Genomic DNA, 13,835 nt, shown 5'->3' on the forward strand with positions numbered 1-13,835 from the left:
TAGAGCCCCCGAGCGGGGGTCAACTACCCTTTTCAGAAACTCAGACGGACCAACTGCTATGACTGACAAGGTTGCGATTCGCCGCGCGCTGATCAGCGTATCGGACAAGAGTGGAATCGTTGAATTCGCCCGACAGCTCAACGACATGGGCGTGGAAATCCTCTCCACCGGCGGCACCCACCGCCAGTTGAAGGAGGCCGGCATCCCGGTGGTGGAAGTCTCCGACTACACCGGCTTCCCGGAGATGATGGACGGGCGTGTGAAAACCCTGCACCCAAAGGTGCACGGCGGCATTCTCGGCCGCCGCGGCACCGACGACGGTGTCATGTCAGAGCACGGCATCACCCCGATCGACATGGTCGTGGTGAACCTCTATCCCTTCGCGCAGACAGTGGCCAGGCCGGACTGCCGCCTTCCGGACGCCATCGAGAATATCGATATCGGCGGTCCGACCATGGTGCGCGCCGCGGCCAAGAACCACAGAGATGTGGCCATCGTCGTCAACACCAGCGACTACGAGCACATCATCACTGAAATGCGCGAAAACGGCGGCGCCCTGAGCCAGGCCAGCCGCTTTGACCTGGCGGTGAAGGCCTTCGAGCACACCGCCGGCTACGACGGTGCCATCGCCAACTACTTAGGTTCTATCGCCACTGGCGCCGGTTCTATCGCCACTGGCGCCGGTGCTATTAAAGATGGCGAGAAACAGCCCTTCCCGCGCACCTTCAACAGCCAGTTCATCAAGAAGCTGGACTTGCGCTATGGCGAGAACCCGCACCAGAAAAGCGCCTTCTACGTGGAGGCCAGGCCCGCTGAGGCCAGTATCGCCACCGCGATACAGCTGCAGGGCAAGGAGCTGTCCTATAACAATATCGCCGATACCGACGCGGCCCTGGAGTGCGTCAAGTCCTTCAGCGAGCCGGCCTGTGTGATCGTCAAACACGCCAACCCCTGCGGTGTGGCCATCGCCGAAAACATCGGTGCAGCCTACGACCTGGCCTTCGAGACCGATTCCGAGTCCGCCTTCGGCGGCATCATCGCCTTCAACCGCGAGCTGGACGGTGCCACTGCGAAAGCCATAGTCACGCGCCAGTTTGTCGAGGTGATCATCGCGCCTTCGGTTTCCGAGGAGGCCAAGACCGCGGTGGCCGAGAAGAAGAATGTGCGCCTGCTGGTGTCCGGCCAGTGGGGCGACGAGCGGGTTCCGGCACTGGACTACAAACGCGTCAACGGAGGCCTGCTGGTGCAGGATCGCGACGACGGCGCGATAACCGAAAGCGACCTGAAGGTGGTGACCAGGCGCCAGCCGACCGAAGAAGAGATCCGCGACCTGCTGTTCACCTGGAAGGTGGCCAAGTTCGTCAAGTCCAATGCGATCGTCTACGGCAGGGGCGGCCGCACCATCGGCGTCGGCGCCGGCCAGATGAGCCGGGTCAACTCGGCGCGTATCGCCGCCATCAAGGCGGAGCACGCGGGCTTGGAGGTGGCGGGCTCTGTCATGGCCTCCGATGCCTTCTTCCCCTTCCGCGACGGCATCGACAACGCCGCCGCCGCGGGCATCCGCGCAGTGATACAGCCGGGCGGCTCCATGCGCGACGAGGAAACCATCGCCGCCGCCGACGAGCACGACATGGCCATGGTCTTCACCGGCATGCGCCACTTTCGTCATTGAGGGGCGCCATTAAAGGCACCTCTGATCATATATTGGTCACATGAGCCGGCGCACAATGGGCCGGCTTTTTCTTGCCCGAAGCATTTCCGGGCTAAAATAGCCCATCCAATGGAATACACCGGCCGACTGAGGGGGATTTGAAAATGAATGTATTGGTAATTGGCGCCGGCGGCCGCGAGCACGCCCTGGCCTGGAAGGCGGCGCAGAACCCCGCCGTCGACACCGTCTTCGTCGCACCGGGCAATGCCGGCACGGCGCGCGAGCCCAAGCTGAAAAACGTTGCCATCGGCGTGGACAACTTCTCCGCGCTGGCGGATTTCGCCGAGGACAACGGCGTCGAACTGACCATCGTCGGCCCCGAGGCACCGCTGGTGGATGGCATCGTCGACTTCTTCAACGGCCGCGGCCAGGCCATCTTCGGCCCCAGCAAGGCGGCCGCGCAGTTGGAGGGCTCCAAGGCATTCACCAAGGACTTCCTCGAGCGCCACCAGATCCCCACTGCCACCTACCGCAACTTCACCGAGATAGAGCCGGCGGTCGAGTATATTCGCGAGATGGGTGCGCCCATCGTGGTCAAGGCTGATGGCCTGGCCGCCGGCAAGGGCGTGATCGTCGCCGAGACGGAGCAGCAGGCGGAACTGGCAGTGCGCGACATGCTGTCCGGTAACGCCTTCGGCGAGGCCGGCTGCCGCGTCGTGATCGAGGAGTTCCTGGCAGGAGAGGAAGCCAGCTTTATCGTGATGGTGGACGGCGAGAACATATTGCCGATGGCCACCAGCCAGGACCACAAGCGCGTCGGAGACGGCGATACCGGCCCCAACACCGGCGGCATGGGCGCCTATTCACCGGCGCCGGTGGTCACCGACACCGTCTACCAGCGCATCCTGAAGGAAGTGATCGAACCCACGGTCAGGGGCCTGGCCGCCGAAGGCATGCCCTACACCGGCTTCCTCTACGCCGGCCTGATGATCGACCCAGACGGCACGCCCAAGGTGATCGAGTACAACTGCCGCTTCGGCGATCCGGAGACCCAGCCGATCATGATGCGCCTCAAGACCGACCTGGTGGACCTGTGCCAGGCGGCGCTGGACAGGCGCCTGGACGAAGTGCAGGCGGAGTGGGATCCGCGCCCCGCCCTGGGCGTAGTACTGGCCGCCCACGGCTATCCGGGCAGCTACCGCAAGGGCGATGCCATCAGCGGCCTGGAGCGCGCCGACAGCGACAACGCCAAGGTCTTCCACGCCGGCACGGCCCTGGACGGCGAGCGGGTGGTCACCAACGGCGGCCGCGTCCTCTGTGCCACTGCCCTCGGCGACACAGTGGCCGGGGCCCAGGCCAATGCCTACGCCTGCGCCCGCAATATCTACTGGGACGGCGTCTTCTACCGCAAGGATATCGGCTACCGCGCGGTGGAGCGCGAGGAAGCCACCCTGTAGGAGCGGCGGGCGGCCATCCGCCCATGGCCGCGATCATTATCCGAAGTTGCCACAGACGCGGAGCAGTAGAAGATGAGTGAGCGCAAACTGACCGGCCTCGACCGCCTGTTGCTGCAGGCGGACCGCGCCCTGCGCACCCTGAGCCCCGGCGCACCGAGCTGCGCGCGCCCATCCCCGGCCAGGTCCGAGGAGGAGGCGGAACTGACCGATGCCGAGCGCAGGCACGCGGCTGGCCTGATGCGCGTCAACCACAGCGGCGAGGTCTGTGCCCAGGCCCTCTACCAGGGCCAGGCGCTGACCGCCAAGCTGCCGGAAGTGCGCGGCGAGATGGAGAGCGCCGCAGACGAGGAGATAGACCACTTGGCCTGGTGCGAACAGCGCCTGCGCGAGTTGGACAGCCGCCCCAGCCTGCTGAATCCGCTCTGGTACGGCCTCTCCTTCGGCCTCGGCGCCGCCGCCGGCAAGGTCAGCGACCGCATCAGCCTGGGCTTCGTGGCCGCCACCGAGGAACAGGTGTGCAAGCACCTGCAGAGCCACCTGGAACGGCTGCCGGTCCAGGACCGGAAGAGTCGCGCGGTGGTCGAGCAGATGCTGGTCGACGAGGAGGAACACGGCCACGCCGCGCTGGAGGCCGGCGGCGCCCGCTTCCCGGCGCCGCTGAAGGGCTTGATGTCGCTGGTTTCCAGGGTGATGACCGCTACCAGCTACCGGGTCTAATAAGGATTGGGGCCAGAAGGTTGACGTAGGCTGGGCTGAGCCTTGCGAAGCCCACTACACGCTCGCAAAGAATAGCGACGCCCGATGCGAAGGCCCCGCGGCCGGGGGCCGCTGTGCCTGCCCCGCGAACGCGGGGAAACGTTTGCCGATGAGGCTGTTGAGCGGACGGCCACCGGCAGCGGGGCCGTCCGGAGTCCGCTTTGCGACACAGGCTCCGCCGTTACACTTCCTCCACGCGGTAGCTGTGCACTATCTCCACCCCGGCGTTCCTGAGCATGATGGATGCCGAGCAGTACTTGTCGGCGGACAGTTCCACCGCCCGCGCCACCTGGGCCTCCTTCAGGCCGCGGCCGCGCACCACGAATTCCATCTCGATACGGGTAAAGGGCGCCGGGGTCGCGTCCGGGCGCTCGCCGTTCAGTTCGCAGTGGCAGGAGATGATGTCCTGGCGCGCCTTCTGCAGGATGCTGACCACGTCGTAGGAGGCGCAGCCGCCCACCCCCAACAGTATCATCTCCATCGGGCGTATGCCGTTGTTCTTGCGCCCCCCTTCCATTACCACCGAATTGCCACTGCCGGCCTCACCGACAAAGGTCAGCTCATCCACCCAGGTCACTCTGCCCTGCATTTCCTGACTCCTTCCGATTAAAGAGGGCGCGAAGCTTAGCATATTGCGCCGTTGCAACCTGAGTGCAGCGGTTTTTCGGTATAGTGGCCCTGCGCCAAAGGAGAATCCGTGGTCACCGGCATCAGCGGTTGTCAGTGAACTCCGCAACCGCTATAAGGTCTGTTTGGCATCGCACCCGCCAGGTGGGGAAAAAGTGTCGCAGGTCACACTGCGGGCCTTTGCCGGGCCGGGCCACTGTTGGGGACAGTGATTTATCGCCATAATCCGCAAATGCTGCAGCGCATTCTGGTCGGGATCAGGCACAAGAGTAAAAAATAAGGAGTAGATCCGTGACGGTTGCTACTGAAGAACACATGACTATCGGCAATATCGAAGACTTCCTGGCCCACTGCCACCGGCGCCGCTACCCGGCCAAGAGCACCATCATCTACGCCGGCGACCGCTGCGAATCCCTCTACTTCATCATGCGCGGCTCCGTGACCGTGCTGATCGAGGATGACGAGGGCCGCGAGATGATCGTGGCCTACCTGAACGACGGCGACTTCTTCGGCGAGATGGGCCTGTTCGACCAGGACACCCGCAGCGCCTGGGTGCGCACCAAGACCGAGTGCGAGGTGGCGGAGATCTCCTACAGCAAGTTCCAGGAACTGACCCGCCAGCACCCGGAGTTCCTGTTCGCCCTGGCCACCCAGATGGCCGTCCGCCTGCGCAACACCACCCGCAAGGTCGGCGACCTGGCCTTCCTCGACGTGACCGGACGCGTGGCCCGCACCCTGCTGGACCTGTGCAACGAGCCCGACGCGATGACCCACCCGGAGGGCATGCAGATCAAGATCACCCGCCAGGAAATCGGCCGTATCGTCGGCTGTTCACGGGAGATGGTCGGCCGGGTACTGAAGACCCTCGAGGAACAGGGTCTGGTATCGGTGAAGGGCAAGACGATGGTGGTCTACGGCACCCGCTGAACAGCCAGCGGATTCCGATTCGTAGGGGCGATCCTTGTGATCGCCCTTTTCATTTGGGGCGCCCCTAAGTTAGCCCAGTGGCGGCCCTGCTGCCGGTGGCTGTTTGCGGGACACGAACTAGGCGCCCCCCAGTGAATACATCCCTGGACCCAAAGCACTCGCTGCGCTCGCGGGGCCGGCCCTACGCTCTCCACGGCCATCCCTGGCCGCAGAAGGTCCCGCAAACAGCCACCGGCAGCAGGGCCTTCGCATTAAGTTTCAGTATTTCTTTCGAGTCCCGAGTCCCGAGTCCCGAGTCCCGAGTCCCGAGTCCCGAGTCCCGAGTCCCGAGTATCAGTTAAACATCTCCATCAACTTCCGCCCCGGCTCCGCCTCGCGCATAAAGGCTTCGCCGACCAGGAAGGTATTCACATCGTGGCCACGCATGGCCGCCACGTCGTCGGTGGTGTGGATACCGCTCTCGGTAACGACGATACGGTCCTCGGGAATCAGGTCCAGCAGCTTGAAGGTGGTCTCCAGCTGCACGTCGAAGGTATGCAGGTTACGGTTGTTGATGCCGATCAGGCGGTTCGGCAGGGCCAGCGCCCGCTCCAGTTCCTCGCTGTTGTGCACTTCCACCAGCACATCCAGCCCCAGCTCCAGGGCCAGGCCATTCAGGTCGCGCATCTGCGCGTCCTCCAGGCAGGCGGCGATCAGCAGTATGCAATCGGCGCCGATCGCGCGGGCCTCGCACACCTGGTACGGATCCACGGTGAAGTCCTTGCGCAGCACCGGCAGGCGCACTGCATTCCTGGCCTGCTGCAGATAGGCGTCGCTGCCCTGGAAGAAGTCCACATCGGTCAGCACCGACAGGCAGGCGGCGCCACCCTTCTCGTAGCTGGTGGCTATCTCCGCGGGAATAAAGTCCGGGCGTATCACCCCCTTGCTCGGCGAGGCCTTCTTGATCTCGGCGATCACCGCCGCCTCACCGCTGGCCAGCTTTTGTTCGATAGCGGCGACGAAGCCCCGAGCCGCCGGCTGGTCCAGCGCCCGCGCGCGCATGTCCTCCAGGGAGCACTGCAGCTTGCGCTCTGCCACTTCCCGCCACTTGCGCTCGACGATGGTTTTCAGAATGGTCGGCGTGCTCACTGCGGTCTCCTTCGCGCTCATGGCTGCTTCTCCTCTGCGCTTATGGCTGCCTCGGGGCGAAAGGCGCTGGTAAAGGCGGCCAGGTCGTTGATCTTCTCGCCGGCGAGGCCGCTGTATATGGCGTCCTGGGCCATGGCCACGCCCTGCCCGGCGGTATCGGCCACACCGCTGACGTAGATCGCCAGGCCGGCGTTCAGCCCGATGATATCCGCGGCCTTGCGGCCGGCGCCGGTGACACGCTTGCCCAAGGCGTCCCTGATCAGCGCCAGGGACTCCTCGGAACCGGATACGCAGAGACCGTCCAGGCCCTGCCGCTCGATACCGAAATCCTCCGGGCGAATGGTCCGCTCGCGCAGTTCACCGTCTTTCAGCTCCACCGCAAAGGTGTCCGCCGCCAGGCTGACCTCGTCCAGGCCATCATCGCTGTGCACCACCAGTACGTGCTCGGAGCCCAGGCTCTGCAGCACTTCCGCCAGTATGCGGCAGTAGCGCTTGTCGTAGACGCCTATCACCTGGCGCTTGACGCCGGCGGGATTGGTCATGGGGCCGAGCAGGTTGAAGATTGTGCGCATCCCAAGCGCCCTGCGCGCCGGGCCCACGTGGCGCACGGCGCTGTGATAAGTGGGGGCGAACATAAAGCCGACGCCAATGGTGTCGACGCAGCGGGCCACCTGCTCCGGGGTCAGCTCCAGGTAGATACCGGCGCGCTCGAGCAGGTCCGCGGCGCCGCTGCTGGAGGAAACTGAGCGATTGCCGTGTTTGGCCACCCGCGCGCCCGCGGCAGCGGCGACAAAACTGGCGGCGCTGGAGACATTGAACAGATTGGCGCCGTCACCGCCGGTGCCGACGATATCCACTGCATCGGTCAAGTCCAGGTCCACCTTCTTCGCCAGTTCGCGCATCATCTCCACGGCGCCGGCGATCTCATCGACGGTCTCGCCGCGGATGCGCAGCGCGACCAGCAAGGCACCTATCTGCGCCTCCTCTGCCTCGCCGCGCATTATCTGGCCCACAGCCCCGCGCATCTCCGCGCGACTCAGGTGTTCGCCGTCGACCAGTTTGGCGATGGCCTGTTGGATATTCATTATTCTTCCTCCTCCCCTGTGGTCGGGCACTGTGGCGGCCCTGGTCGTTGGGCTTGACTCGCGCCACCCATGGCGCTCACCCTTCGGGCGCCTTCGGTGCTCCAATTTGCTCCCGGCAAACTGGTCGCAAAGCTCAACCCCACCTACGGCTATGCCGCTGAGATTGTAGGTTGGGGTGAGCGCAGCGAACCCCAACACAGGGATCCGGTCAAGATTCCAAAAAGTTTCTCAGCATATCGTGGCCGTGCTGAGTCAATATGGATTCGGGGTGGAACTGCACGCCCTCCACCTCCAGCTCGCGATGGCGCAAACCCATGATTTCGTCTATCTCGCCGTCTTCGGTTTCAGTCCAGGCGGTGATCTCCAGGCACTCCGGCAGGCTGTCTTTCTCCACCACCAGCGAGTGGTAGCGGGTGGCCTCGAAAGGGTTGGACAGGCCGTGGAAGACCCCCAGATTGTTGTGCACTATCGGCGAGGTCTTGCCGTGCATCACTTGGCGCGCCCGCACCACCTTGCCGCCGAACACCTGGCCGATGCTCTGGTGGCCGAGGCAAATACCCAGGATCGGGATCTGCCCGGCGAAACGGCGAATGGTATCCATCGAGATACCTGCCTCGTTCGGCGTGCAGGGACCGGGGGAAATGACGATTTTCTCCGGCCCCAGCGTGTCAATGTCCTCAACCCCTATCTCGTCGTTACGCACTACCTTCACGTTCGCACCCAGCTCCGCCAGGTACTGCACCACATTCCAGGTGAAGGAGTCGTAGTTGTCGATCATCAGAATCATTGGGCGGCTCCTCCTCTGGATTTTTCCATGCGCCGCTGCAGGCGTGCCAGGGCCTCCTGGGTCGCGCGTAGCTCGCGCAGTATTTCGGTCTGGCTGGGCGGCAGCTGCAGTTCATCCAGGCGGCGCAGCTTGGCCTCTTCCAGGTTGTTCAGCACCACGCCGATAAACAGGTTGATCATCACGAAGGCGCCCATCACCACGAAGCTGATGAAGTAGAGCCAGGCCCAGGGCATGGACTCCATGGCCGTGTACATGATGTCGGTCCAGTCCTCGAAGGTGACGATGCGGAACAGGCTCAGCAGCGCGATGGGCAGGCTGCGCCAGTGGGTCGGGTCTATTTCGTGGAACAGGAAATAGCCGGCCACGCCGTAGATATAGAAGATGATGCCCATCAGCAGCGCTATGTGGAACATGCTCGGCAGGCTCTTCAGCAACGTGTCCACCAGCAGGCGCAGCTCCGGGAAGGCCGACACCAGGCGCAGTACCCGCAGTACCCGCACCAGGCGCGCCAGTGTCGCCAGGGGCCCGGCCGCCGGAATCAGGCTCAGGGCGATTATGCTGAAATCGAAGCAGTTCCAGCCGCTGGCGAAATAACGCCAGGGGCGGTTGCCGTGGGCAGCCATCTTGACCACCGCCTCGACGACGAAGGCGGTCAGGATCAGCTGGTTGATTGCCCCCAGCAGTTCACCGAAACGCTCGGTGACCCAGGTGGAGGTCTCCAGGCCCACGGCGACGCCGTTCAGCAGGATCAGGCCGATGACGACCTGGTTGAACAGCGGCGCGGCGACGATGCGCTCGCAGCGTTCGGCCAGAGTCAATTTTTGCGGGATACTAACTTCGTTCATCGCAGGTGGTTTTCACTGTGTCACGGTTGTTACTGGACAATGCCATCGCAGCGGCGCGGAAGAGCGCGCGGGCCTTGTTCATGGTTTCGTCCCACTCGGACTGGGGATCCGAGTCGGCCACCAGGCCGGCGCCGGCCTGGATATATAACTGACCATCCTTGATGACCGCAGTTCGTATCGCGATGGCGGTGTCCATATTGCCGTTCCAGGCCAGGTAGCCCACGGCGCCGCCGTAGATACCGCGCTTTTCCGGCTCCAGCTCGTCGATGATCTCCATGGCGCGGATCTTCGGCGCGCCCGATAGAGTGCCGGCCGGCAGGGCCGCGCGCAGCGCGTCTATGCCGCTGAGGCCGGCTTTCAGTTTGCCGGTGACATTGGAGGTGATATGCATTACGTGGGAGTAGCGCTCGACCACCATCTTCTCTGTAACCTGCACACTGCCGGTCTCCGCCACCCGGCCCACGTCGTTGCGCCCCAGGTCGATCAGCATCAGGTGCTCGGCGATCTCCTTGGGGTCCGCCAGCAACTCCTGCTCCAGCGCCTGATCCTCCTCCTCGCTGACCCCGCGGCGGCGGGTACCGGCCAGCGGTCGTACGGTCATCTCGCCCTCCTCCAGGTGCACCAGGATCTCCGGACTGGAACCAACCACCTGGTGATCGTCCAGGTCGAGGAAGTACATGTAGGGAGACGGGTTCAGGCTGCGCAGGGCGCGGTAGAAATTCAGCGGCGGCGCGTCGAAGGGGGCGGACAGCCGCTGGGACGGCACCACCTGCATCACGTCACCGGCGAGGATGTATTCCTTCACCCGGCCGACACCGCGCTTGAAGGCGGCCTCGCCGAAGTGGGACCTGAACGCGGACTCGTCGATGGCGTTGCCGTCCAGGTCCAGCGGCACAGTGTCCGGCAGCGGCTGCGCCAGTTTGCGCACCAGTTCGTCCAGGCGTTGCTGGGTGCGTTCGAAGGCCTTCTCCTGCCCCGGATCCGCGTGCACGATAAAGATCACCGCCCCGGCCAGGTTGTCGAACACCACCAGCTCGTCGCTGACCATCAGCAGTATATCCGGATTGCCGAGGGTGTCAGGCGGCGCACTATCGGCCAGGCGCGGCTCTATATAGCGCACGCAATCGTAGCCGAAATAACCCACCAGGCCGCCGTTGAAGCGCGGCAGGCCCGGCAGCTCCGGCACCCGGTAGCGGCGCTGGAACTCCTCGACGAAGGCCAGTGGGTCGTCGGACTCGCACCGCTCCACCACGTCGCCGTCGCGCTCCACCGTGATTGCATGTCCACGCACACGGAGAAGCGTCCGCGCCGGCAGGCCGATAATCGAGTAGCGGCCCCACTTCTCGCCGCCCTGCACCGATTCCAGCAGATAGCTGTAACGGCCCGCGGCCAGTTTCAGGTAGGTGGACAGCGGCGTTTCGATATCCGCCAGCACGCGGCGCACCAGCGGTATGCGGTTGTAACCCGCGGACGCAAGTTGGGCGTATTCACTTGGGGTCATGGTTGACGACTCCAGGGTTCGGAATTGCTTATCGAGATTCGGTTGGCGGGCGGCCAAACCCTGGTACAGAAGGGGAAAGCGCCCACGGGAAAGGCGGCCGGACGGTATCGATTACCGATTTTGGCCTCAGCGGATCAGGGGCGCCATCGCCAGCTGGTGTTGTGGGGGATAGTGTGGTTCACGGACATTCCCTCGTTGCAGGCGCTCAAGTGTACAAATCCATGTTGGGGCGGGCAAGGGTTTTGGAAACAGGGGACTCGTAGGGTGGATAAGCTCTAAGCGCATCCACCATCATGCCGCGGATGCGAAGCCGCCATGGATGGCAGTCATGCAGAAAACGCAGGGAGCAGCTTTCTGCCTTGACGCTCATCCACCCTACAGAACTTATCTTGCCAATTCCCGGCGCATGGCCCCAATCACTTCCGCGTAGTCATCCGCGTTGAAGATCGCCGACCCGGCCACAAAGGTGTCGGCGCCAGCGGCGGCTATCTCGGCGATATTGTCGCGGGTCACGCCGCCGTCGATCTCCAGGCGGATCTCCTGGCCCGACTTGTCGATCAGCGCCCGCGCCTCGCGCAGCTTGTCCAGGGTCGCAGGGATGAATTTCTGCCCGCCGAAACCCGGGTTGACCGACATCAGCAGGATCATATCCAGCTTGTCCATCACGTACTTGGCCGCGTCCAGGCCGGTGGCCGGGTTGAACACCAGGCCGGCCTTGCAACCGAGGCTGCGGATCAGCTGCAGGGACCTGTCCACATGGCGCGAGGCCTCCGGGTGGAAGGTGATGTAGGTGGCGCCGGCATCGGCGAACATGCGGATCATGTCGTCCACCGGCTCCACCATCAGGTGCACGTCGATGGGCGCCTCCACCCCGTGCTTGCGCAGGGCCTGGCACACCATCGGACCTATGGTCAGGTTGGGCACATAGTGGTTGTCCATCACATCGAAGTGCACCCAGTCGGCGCCGGCGGCCAGTACCGCGTCCACTTCCTCGCCCAGGCGGGCGAAGTTGGCGGAGAGAATGGAAGGGGCAATCCTGTAATCCGACATTTCGAAATCCTTATTTGTTCGCTTTGCTTTCTGCCAGGCGTGTATCCAGCCGTTCCAGGCGTTCCGGAGTGCCCACATCGCACCAGTCGCCCTCGTAGAGCTCCGCCTGCAATCGGTCCTCGTTGTAGGTGAATACCTCGCCGAGGCCGAAACAGTCGCGCGCGTGGGGGTATTCGGTCAGCACCTGCGGGCGCAGCCAGCTGATGCCGGCGAAGGTGTAGCGGGGCTTGGCGGTTCCGGACAGCAGGCCCTCATCGATGCCGAAGTCGCCCTCGGGATTGTGCGGCGGGTTGGGCACCATCAGCAGGCGCCCGGGGCAGCCCGCGGGCAGTGGCCGCTCGATCCACTGGGACAGATCGAAGTCACACCAGACATCGCCGTTGACCACCAGGAAGGGCCCCTCGCCCAACAGCGGCAGGGCCTTCAATATACCGCCGGCAGTCTCCAGGGGCTCCTCCTCCCTCTCCACCGAGTAGCGGATATCCAGCTCCCAGCGCGCGCCGTCGCCCAGCCGCTCGCGGATCTTGTGCCCCAGGTGGCCCAGGTTGATCACCACGCGCTTGACACCGACACGCGCCAGCCGCTCCAGGGCATACTCGATCAGCGGCTTGCCATCCACTGGCAGCAGCGGCTTGGGCAGGTTGTCGGTCAGCGGGCGCATGCGCTTGCCGAAGCCGGCGGCCAGCACCATGGCGGCGGGAATCGGGTTATCTGTACTGTCGGTCATCGGGATATTCTGTTCTCTTCTCTCTAACGGTTACCGGCGCTGCGGTAGTCCCGGTACCAGTCCTGACCCTCGGCCAGCGGCAGCAGTTCGGCGCGGAACCAGTCGGCGAAGGGCTTCAGCTCCGGGTAGCGGTCCGCCACCTCCAGCGCGTAGCGGATCACCAGCGGCAGGTCCGGCAGGTAGCCCCGCTTGCCGTCGCGCAGGTAGAGGCGCGGGAAGAGGCCCAGCACCTTGATATGCCGCTGCAGGCCCATCCAGTCGAACCAGCGCAGGAAAGTCTCCGGTGCCACCGGCTCCAGCACTCCGGCCGCCTCGGCGGTGGCGGCGTAGGCCAGGGCCCAGCGCTCCACCCGCTCCCGCGGCCAGCGTATATAGCAGTCGCGCAGCAGCGAGGCCAGGTCGTAGGTGACGGGCCCCCAGACGGCGTCCTGGAAATCCACCACACCCGGGCGCTCGCCGTCGCGGATCATCAGGTTGCGGCTGTGGTAGTCCCGGTGCACCAGCACCTGGGGCTGCTCGGCGGCACTGTCCAGCAGCAGGCTGAAGGTGTCCTCCAGCAGCCGCTCGTCCGCCTCGCTCAGCCGGTAGCCGAGCAGCTTGCCCGCCAGCCACTCCGGCAGTATGCGCATCTCCGTCAACAGCAGTTCGCGACTGTAGGGCGGGAAGAGGTCGTCCGCCGGCGGTATCTGCTGCAGGCACAGCAGCTCGCTCAGCACCTCGGCGTAGAGGCCCTCGACGCTGTCTTCGTCGAGGAGGCCGAGCAGCTGCTGGTCGCCCAGATCCTCGAGCAGCATAAAGCCGTGTTCCACATCCGCCTCCGCCACCATCGGCGTGTGGATACCGTGGCGGCGCAGGTAGTCCGCCACGGCGACGAAGCGTGCGGGGTTGGTGCGTTCGGGCGGTGAATCCACCGCGATCAGCGGCGGCTCCGTCAGGGCGCGGAAATAGCGGCGGAAGCCGGCGTCGCCGGCCAGCGTTCGCAGCGGCACCGCACTGCCAGCGTGCAGCGCGCGACCGGCCCAGAGGCCCAGTGCCTCGCGCCTCTTATCTGTTGCGTCTGTTGCGCCTGTCGCGTCTATCTTGCCAGCCGCCGCGTCTGTCGAAGGCTCACTCATGCACCGGTACTACTCAGATGGTTTGGCCGCATTGTAACCGGGCCGCCGGCGCCGTCCAGCAACGGCGGCGCAATTCCCGGCAGTTTTGCCCCGGAACCAAGCCATTAGTGTTAACCACCCCTACATTCAAGTAGAATCGTCCGCTGATTTTTGCGCACCCCCACTCCCCAAAAAAAAGC

At 64.5% G+C, this 13,835-nt stretch carries 13 protein-coding genes; 4 read left to right on the forward strand and 9 right to left on the reverse strand.

The features are described 5' to 3' along the window. The first annotated feature begins 58 nt into the window (after positions 1–58). From purH to coq7, 3 genes are all read left to right on the forward strand, one after another. Complete coding sequence (gene purH / locus AC6R19_RS09175; protein ID WP_500579502.1) at positions 59–1,672, forward strand: bifunctional phosphoribosylaminoimidazolecarboxamide formyltransferase/IMP cyclohydrolase; 1,614 nt, start codon at positions 59–61, stop codon at positions 1,670–1,672. Between the two features lie 143 nt (positions 1,673–1,815). Continuing rightward, positions 1,816–3,108: a phosphoribosylamine--glycine ligase gene (purD, locus tag AC6R19_RS09180; RefSeq protein WP_500579503.1), complete on the forward strand. Its 1,293-nt coding sequence runs from the start codon at positions 1,816–1,818 to the stop codon at positions 3,106–3,108. Between the two features lie 72 nt (positions 3,109–3,180). Next, positions 3,181–3,825 carry a 2-polyprenyl-3-methyl-6-methoxy-1,4-benzoquinone monooxygenase gene (gene coq7 / locus AC6R19_RS09185; protein ID WP_500579504.1) on the forward strand — a complete coding sequence of 215 codons (645 nt, stop codon included), beginning with the start codon at positions 3,181–3,183 and terminating at the stop codon, positions 3,823–3,825. A 220-nt stretch (positions 3,826–4,045) separates the two neighbouring features. On the opposite strand, the gene AC6R19_RS09190 is transcribed toward coq7, so the two are convergent. Then, positions 4,046–4,453 carry an OsmC family protein gene (locus tag AC6R19_RS09190; RefSeq protein ID WP_500579505.1) on the reverse strand — a complete coding sequence of 136 codons (408 nt, stop codon included), beginning with the start codon at positions 4,451–4,453 and terminating at the stop codon, positions 4,046–4,048. 329 nt (positions 4,454–4,782) lie between these two features. On the opposite strand from AC6R19_RS09190, the gene crp reads away from it, so the two are divergent. Further along, entirely contained in the window at positions 4,783–5,418 is a 636-nt protein-coding gene (gene crp, locus AC6R19_RS09195; protein ID WP_500579506.1) for a cAMP-activated global transcriptional regulator CRP, read from the forward strand. Positions 5,419–5,751: 333 nt separating this feature from the next. Here crp and trpC read toward each other — a convergent pair whose 3' ends face one another. From trpC to AC6R19_RS09235, 8 genes are all read right to left on the reverse strand, one after another. After that, positions 5,752–6,567 carry an indole-3-glycerol phosphate synthase TrpC gene (gene trpC, locus AC6R19_RS09200; RefSeq protein WP_500579507.1) on the reverse strand — a complete coding sequence of 272 codons (816 nt, stop codon included), beginning with the start codon at positions 6,565–6,567 and terminating at the stop codon, positions 5,752–5,754. Continuing rightward, positions 6,564–7,631 (reverse strand): anthranilate phosphoribosyltransferase, encoded by a 1,068-nt coding sequence (gene trpD / locus AC6R19_RS09205; RefSeq protein WP_500579508.1) that lies wholly within the window; start codon positions 7,629–7,631, stop codon positions 6,564–6,566. Before trpD ends, trpC begins: the two co-directional genes overlap by 4 nt. A gap of 208 nt (positions 7,632–7,839) precedes the next feature. Further along, positions 7,840–8,418 (reverse strand): anthranilate synthase component II, encoded by a 579-nt coding sequence (locus AC6R19_RS09210; protein WP_500579509.1) that lies wholly within the window; start codon positions 8,416–8,418, stop codon positions 7,840–7,842. Further along, entirely contained in the window at positions 8,415–9,263 is an 849-nt protein-coding gene (locus AC6R19_RS09215) for an ion transporter (RefSeq protein ID WP_500579510.1), read from the reverse strand. Before AC6R19_RS09215 ends, AC6R19_RS09210 begins: the two co-directional genes overlap by 4 nt. Beyond that, positions 9,250–10,764: an anthranilate synthase component I gene (gene trpE, locus AC6R19_RS09220; protein WP_500579511.1), complete on the reverse strand. Its 1,515-nt coding sequence runs from the start codon at positions 10,762–10,764 to the stop codon at positions 9,250–9,252. Before trpE ends, AC6R19_RS09215 begins: the two co-directional genes overlap by 14 nt. A gap of 384 nt (positions 10,765–11,148) precedes the next feature. After that, positions 11,149–11,814: a ribulose-phosphate 3-epimerase gene (rpe, locus tag AC6R19_RS09225; RefSeq protein ID WP_500579512.1), complete on the reverse strand. Its 666-nt coding sequence runs from the start codon at positions 11,812–11,814 to the stop codon at positions 11,149–11,151. 10 nt (positions 11,815–11,824) lie between these two features. Continuing rightward, the gene (locus tag AC6R19_RS09230) at positions 11,825–12,541 is read right to left on the reverse strand and encodes a nucleotidyltransferase family protein (RefSeq protein ID WP_500579513.1); all 717 of its coding nucleotides are present in this window, start codon (positions 12,539–12,541) and stop codon (positions 11,825–11,827) included. A 23-nt stretch (positions 12,542–12,564) separates the two neighbouring features. Continuing rightward, on the reverse strand, positions 12,565–13,656 hold the full coding sequence (locus AC6R19_RS09235) for an aminoglycoside phosphotransferase family protein (protein WP_500579514.1): 1,092 nt from the start codon (positions 13,654–13,656) through the stop codon (positions 12,565–12,567). Positions 13,657–13,835: the final 179 nt, after the last annotated feature.

This window comes from Microbulbifer sp. SE14 (assembly GCF_059834885.1).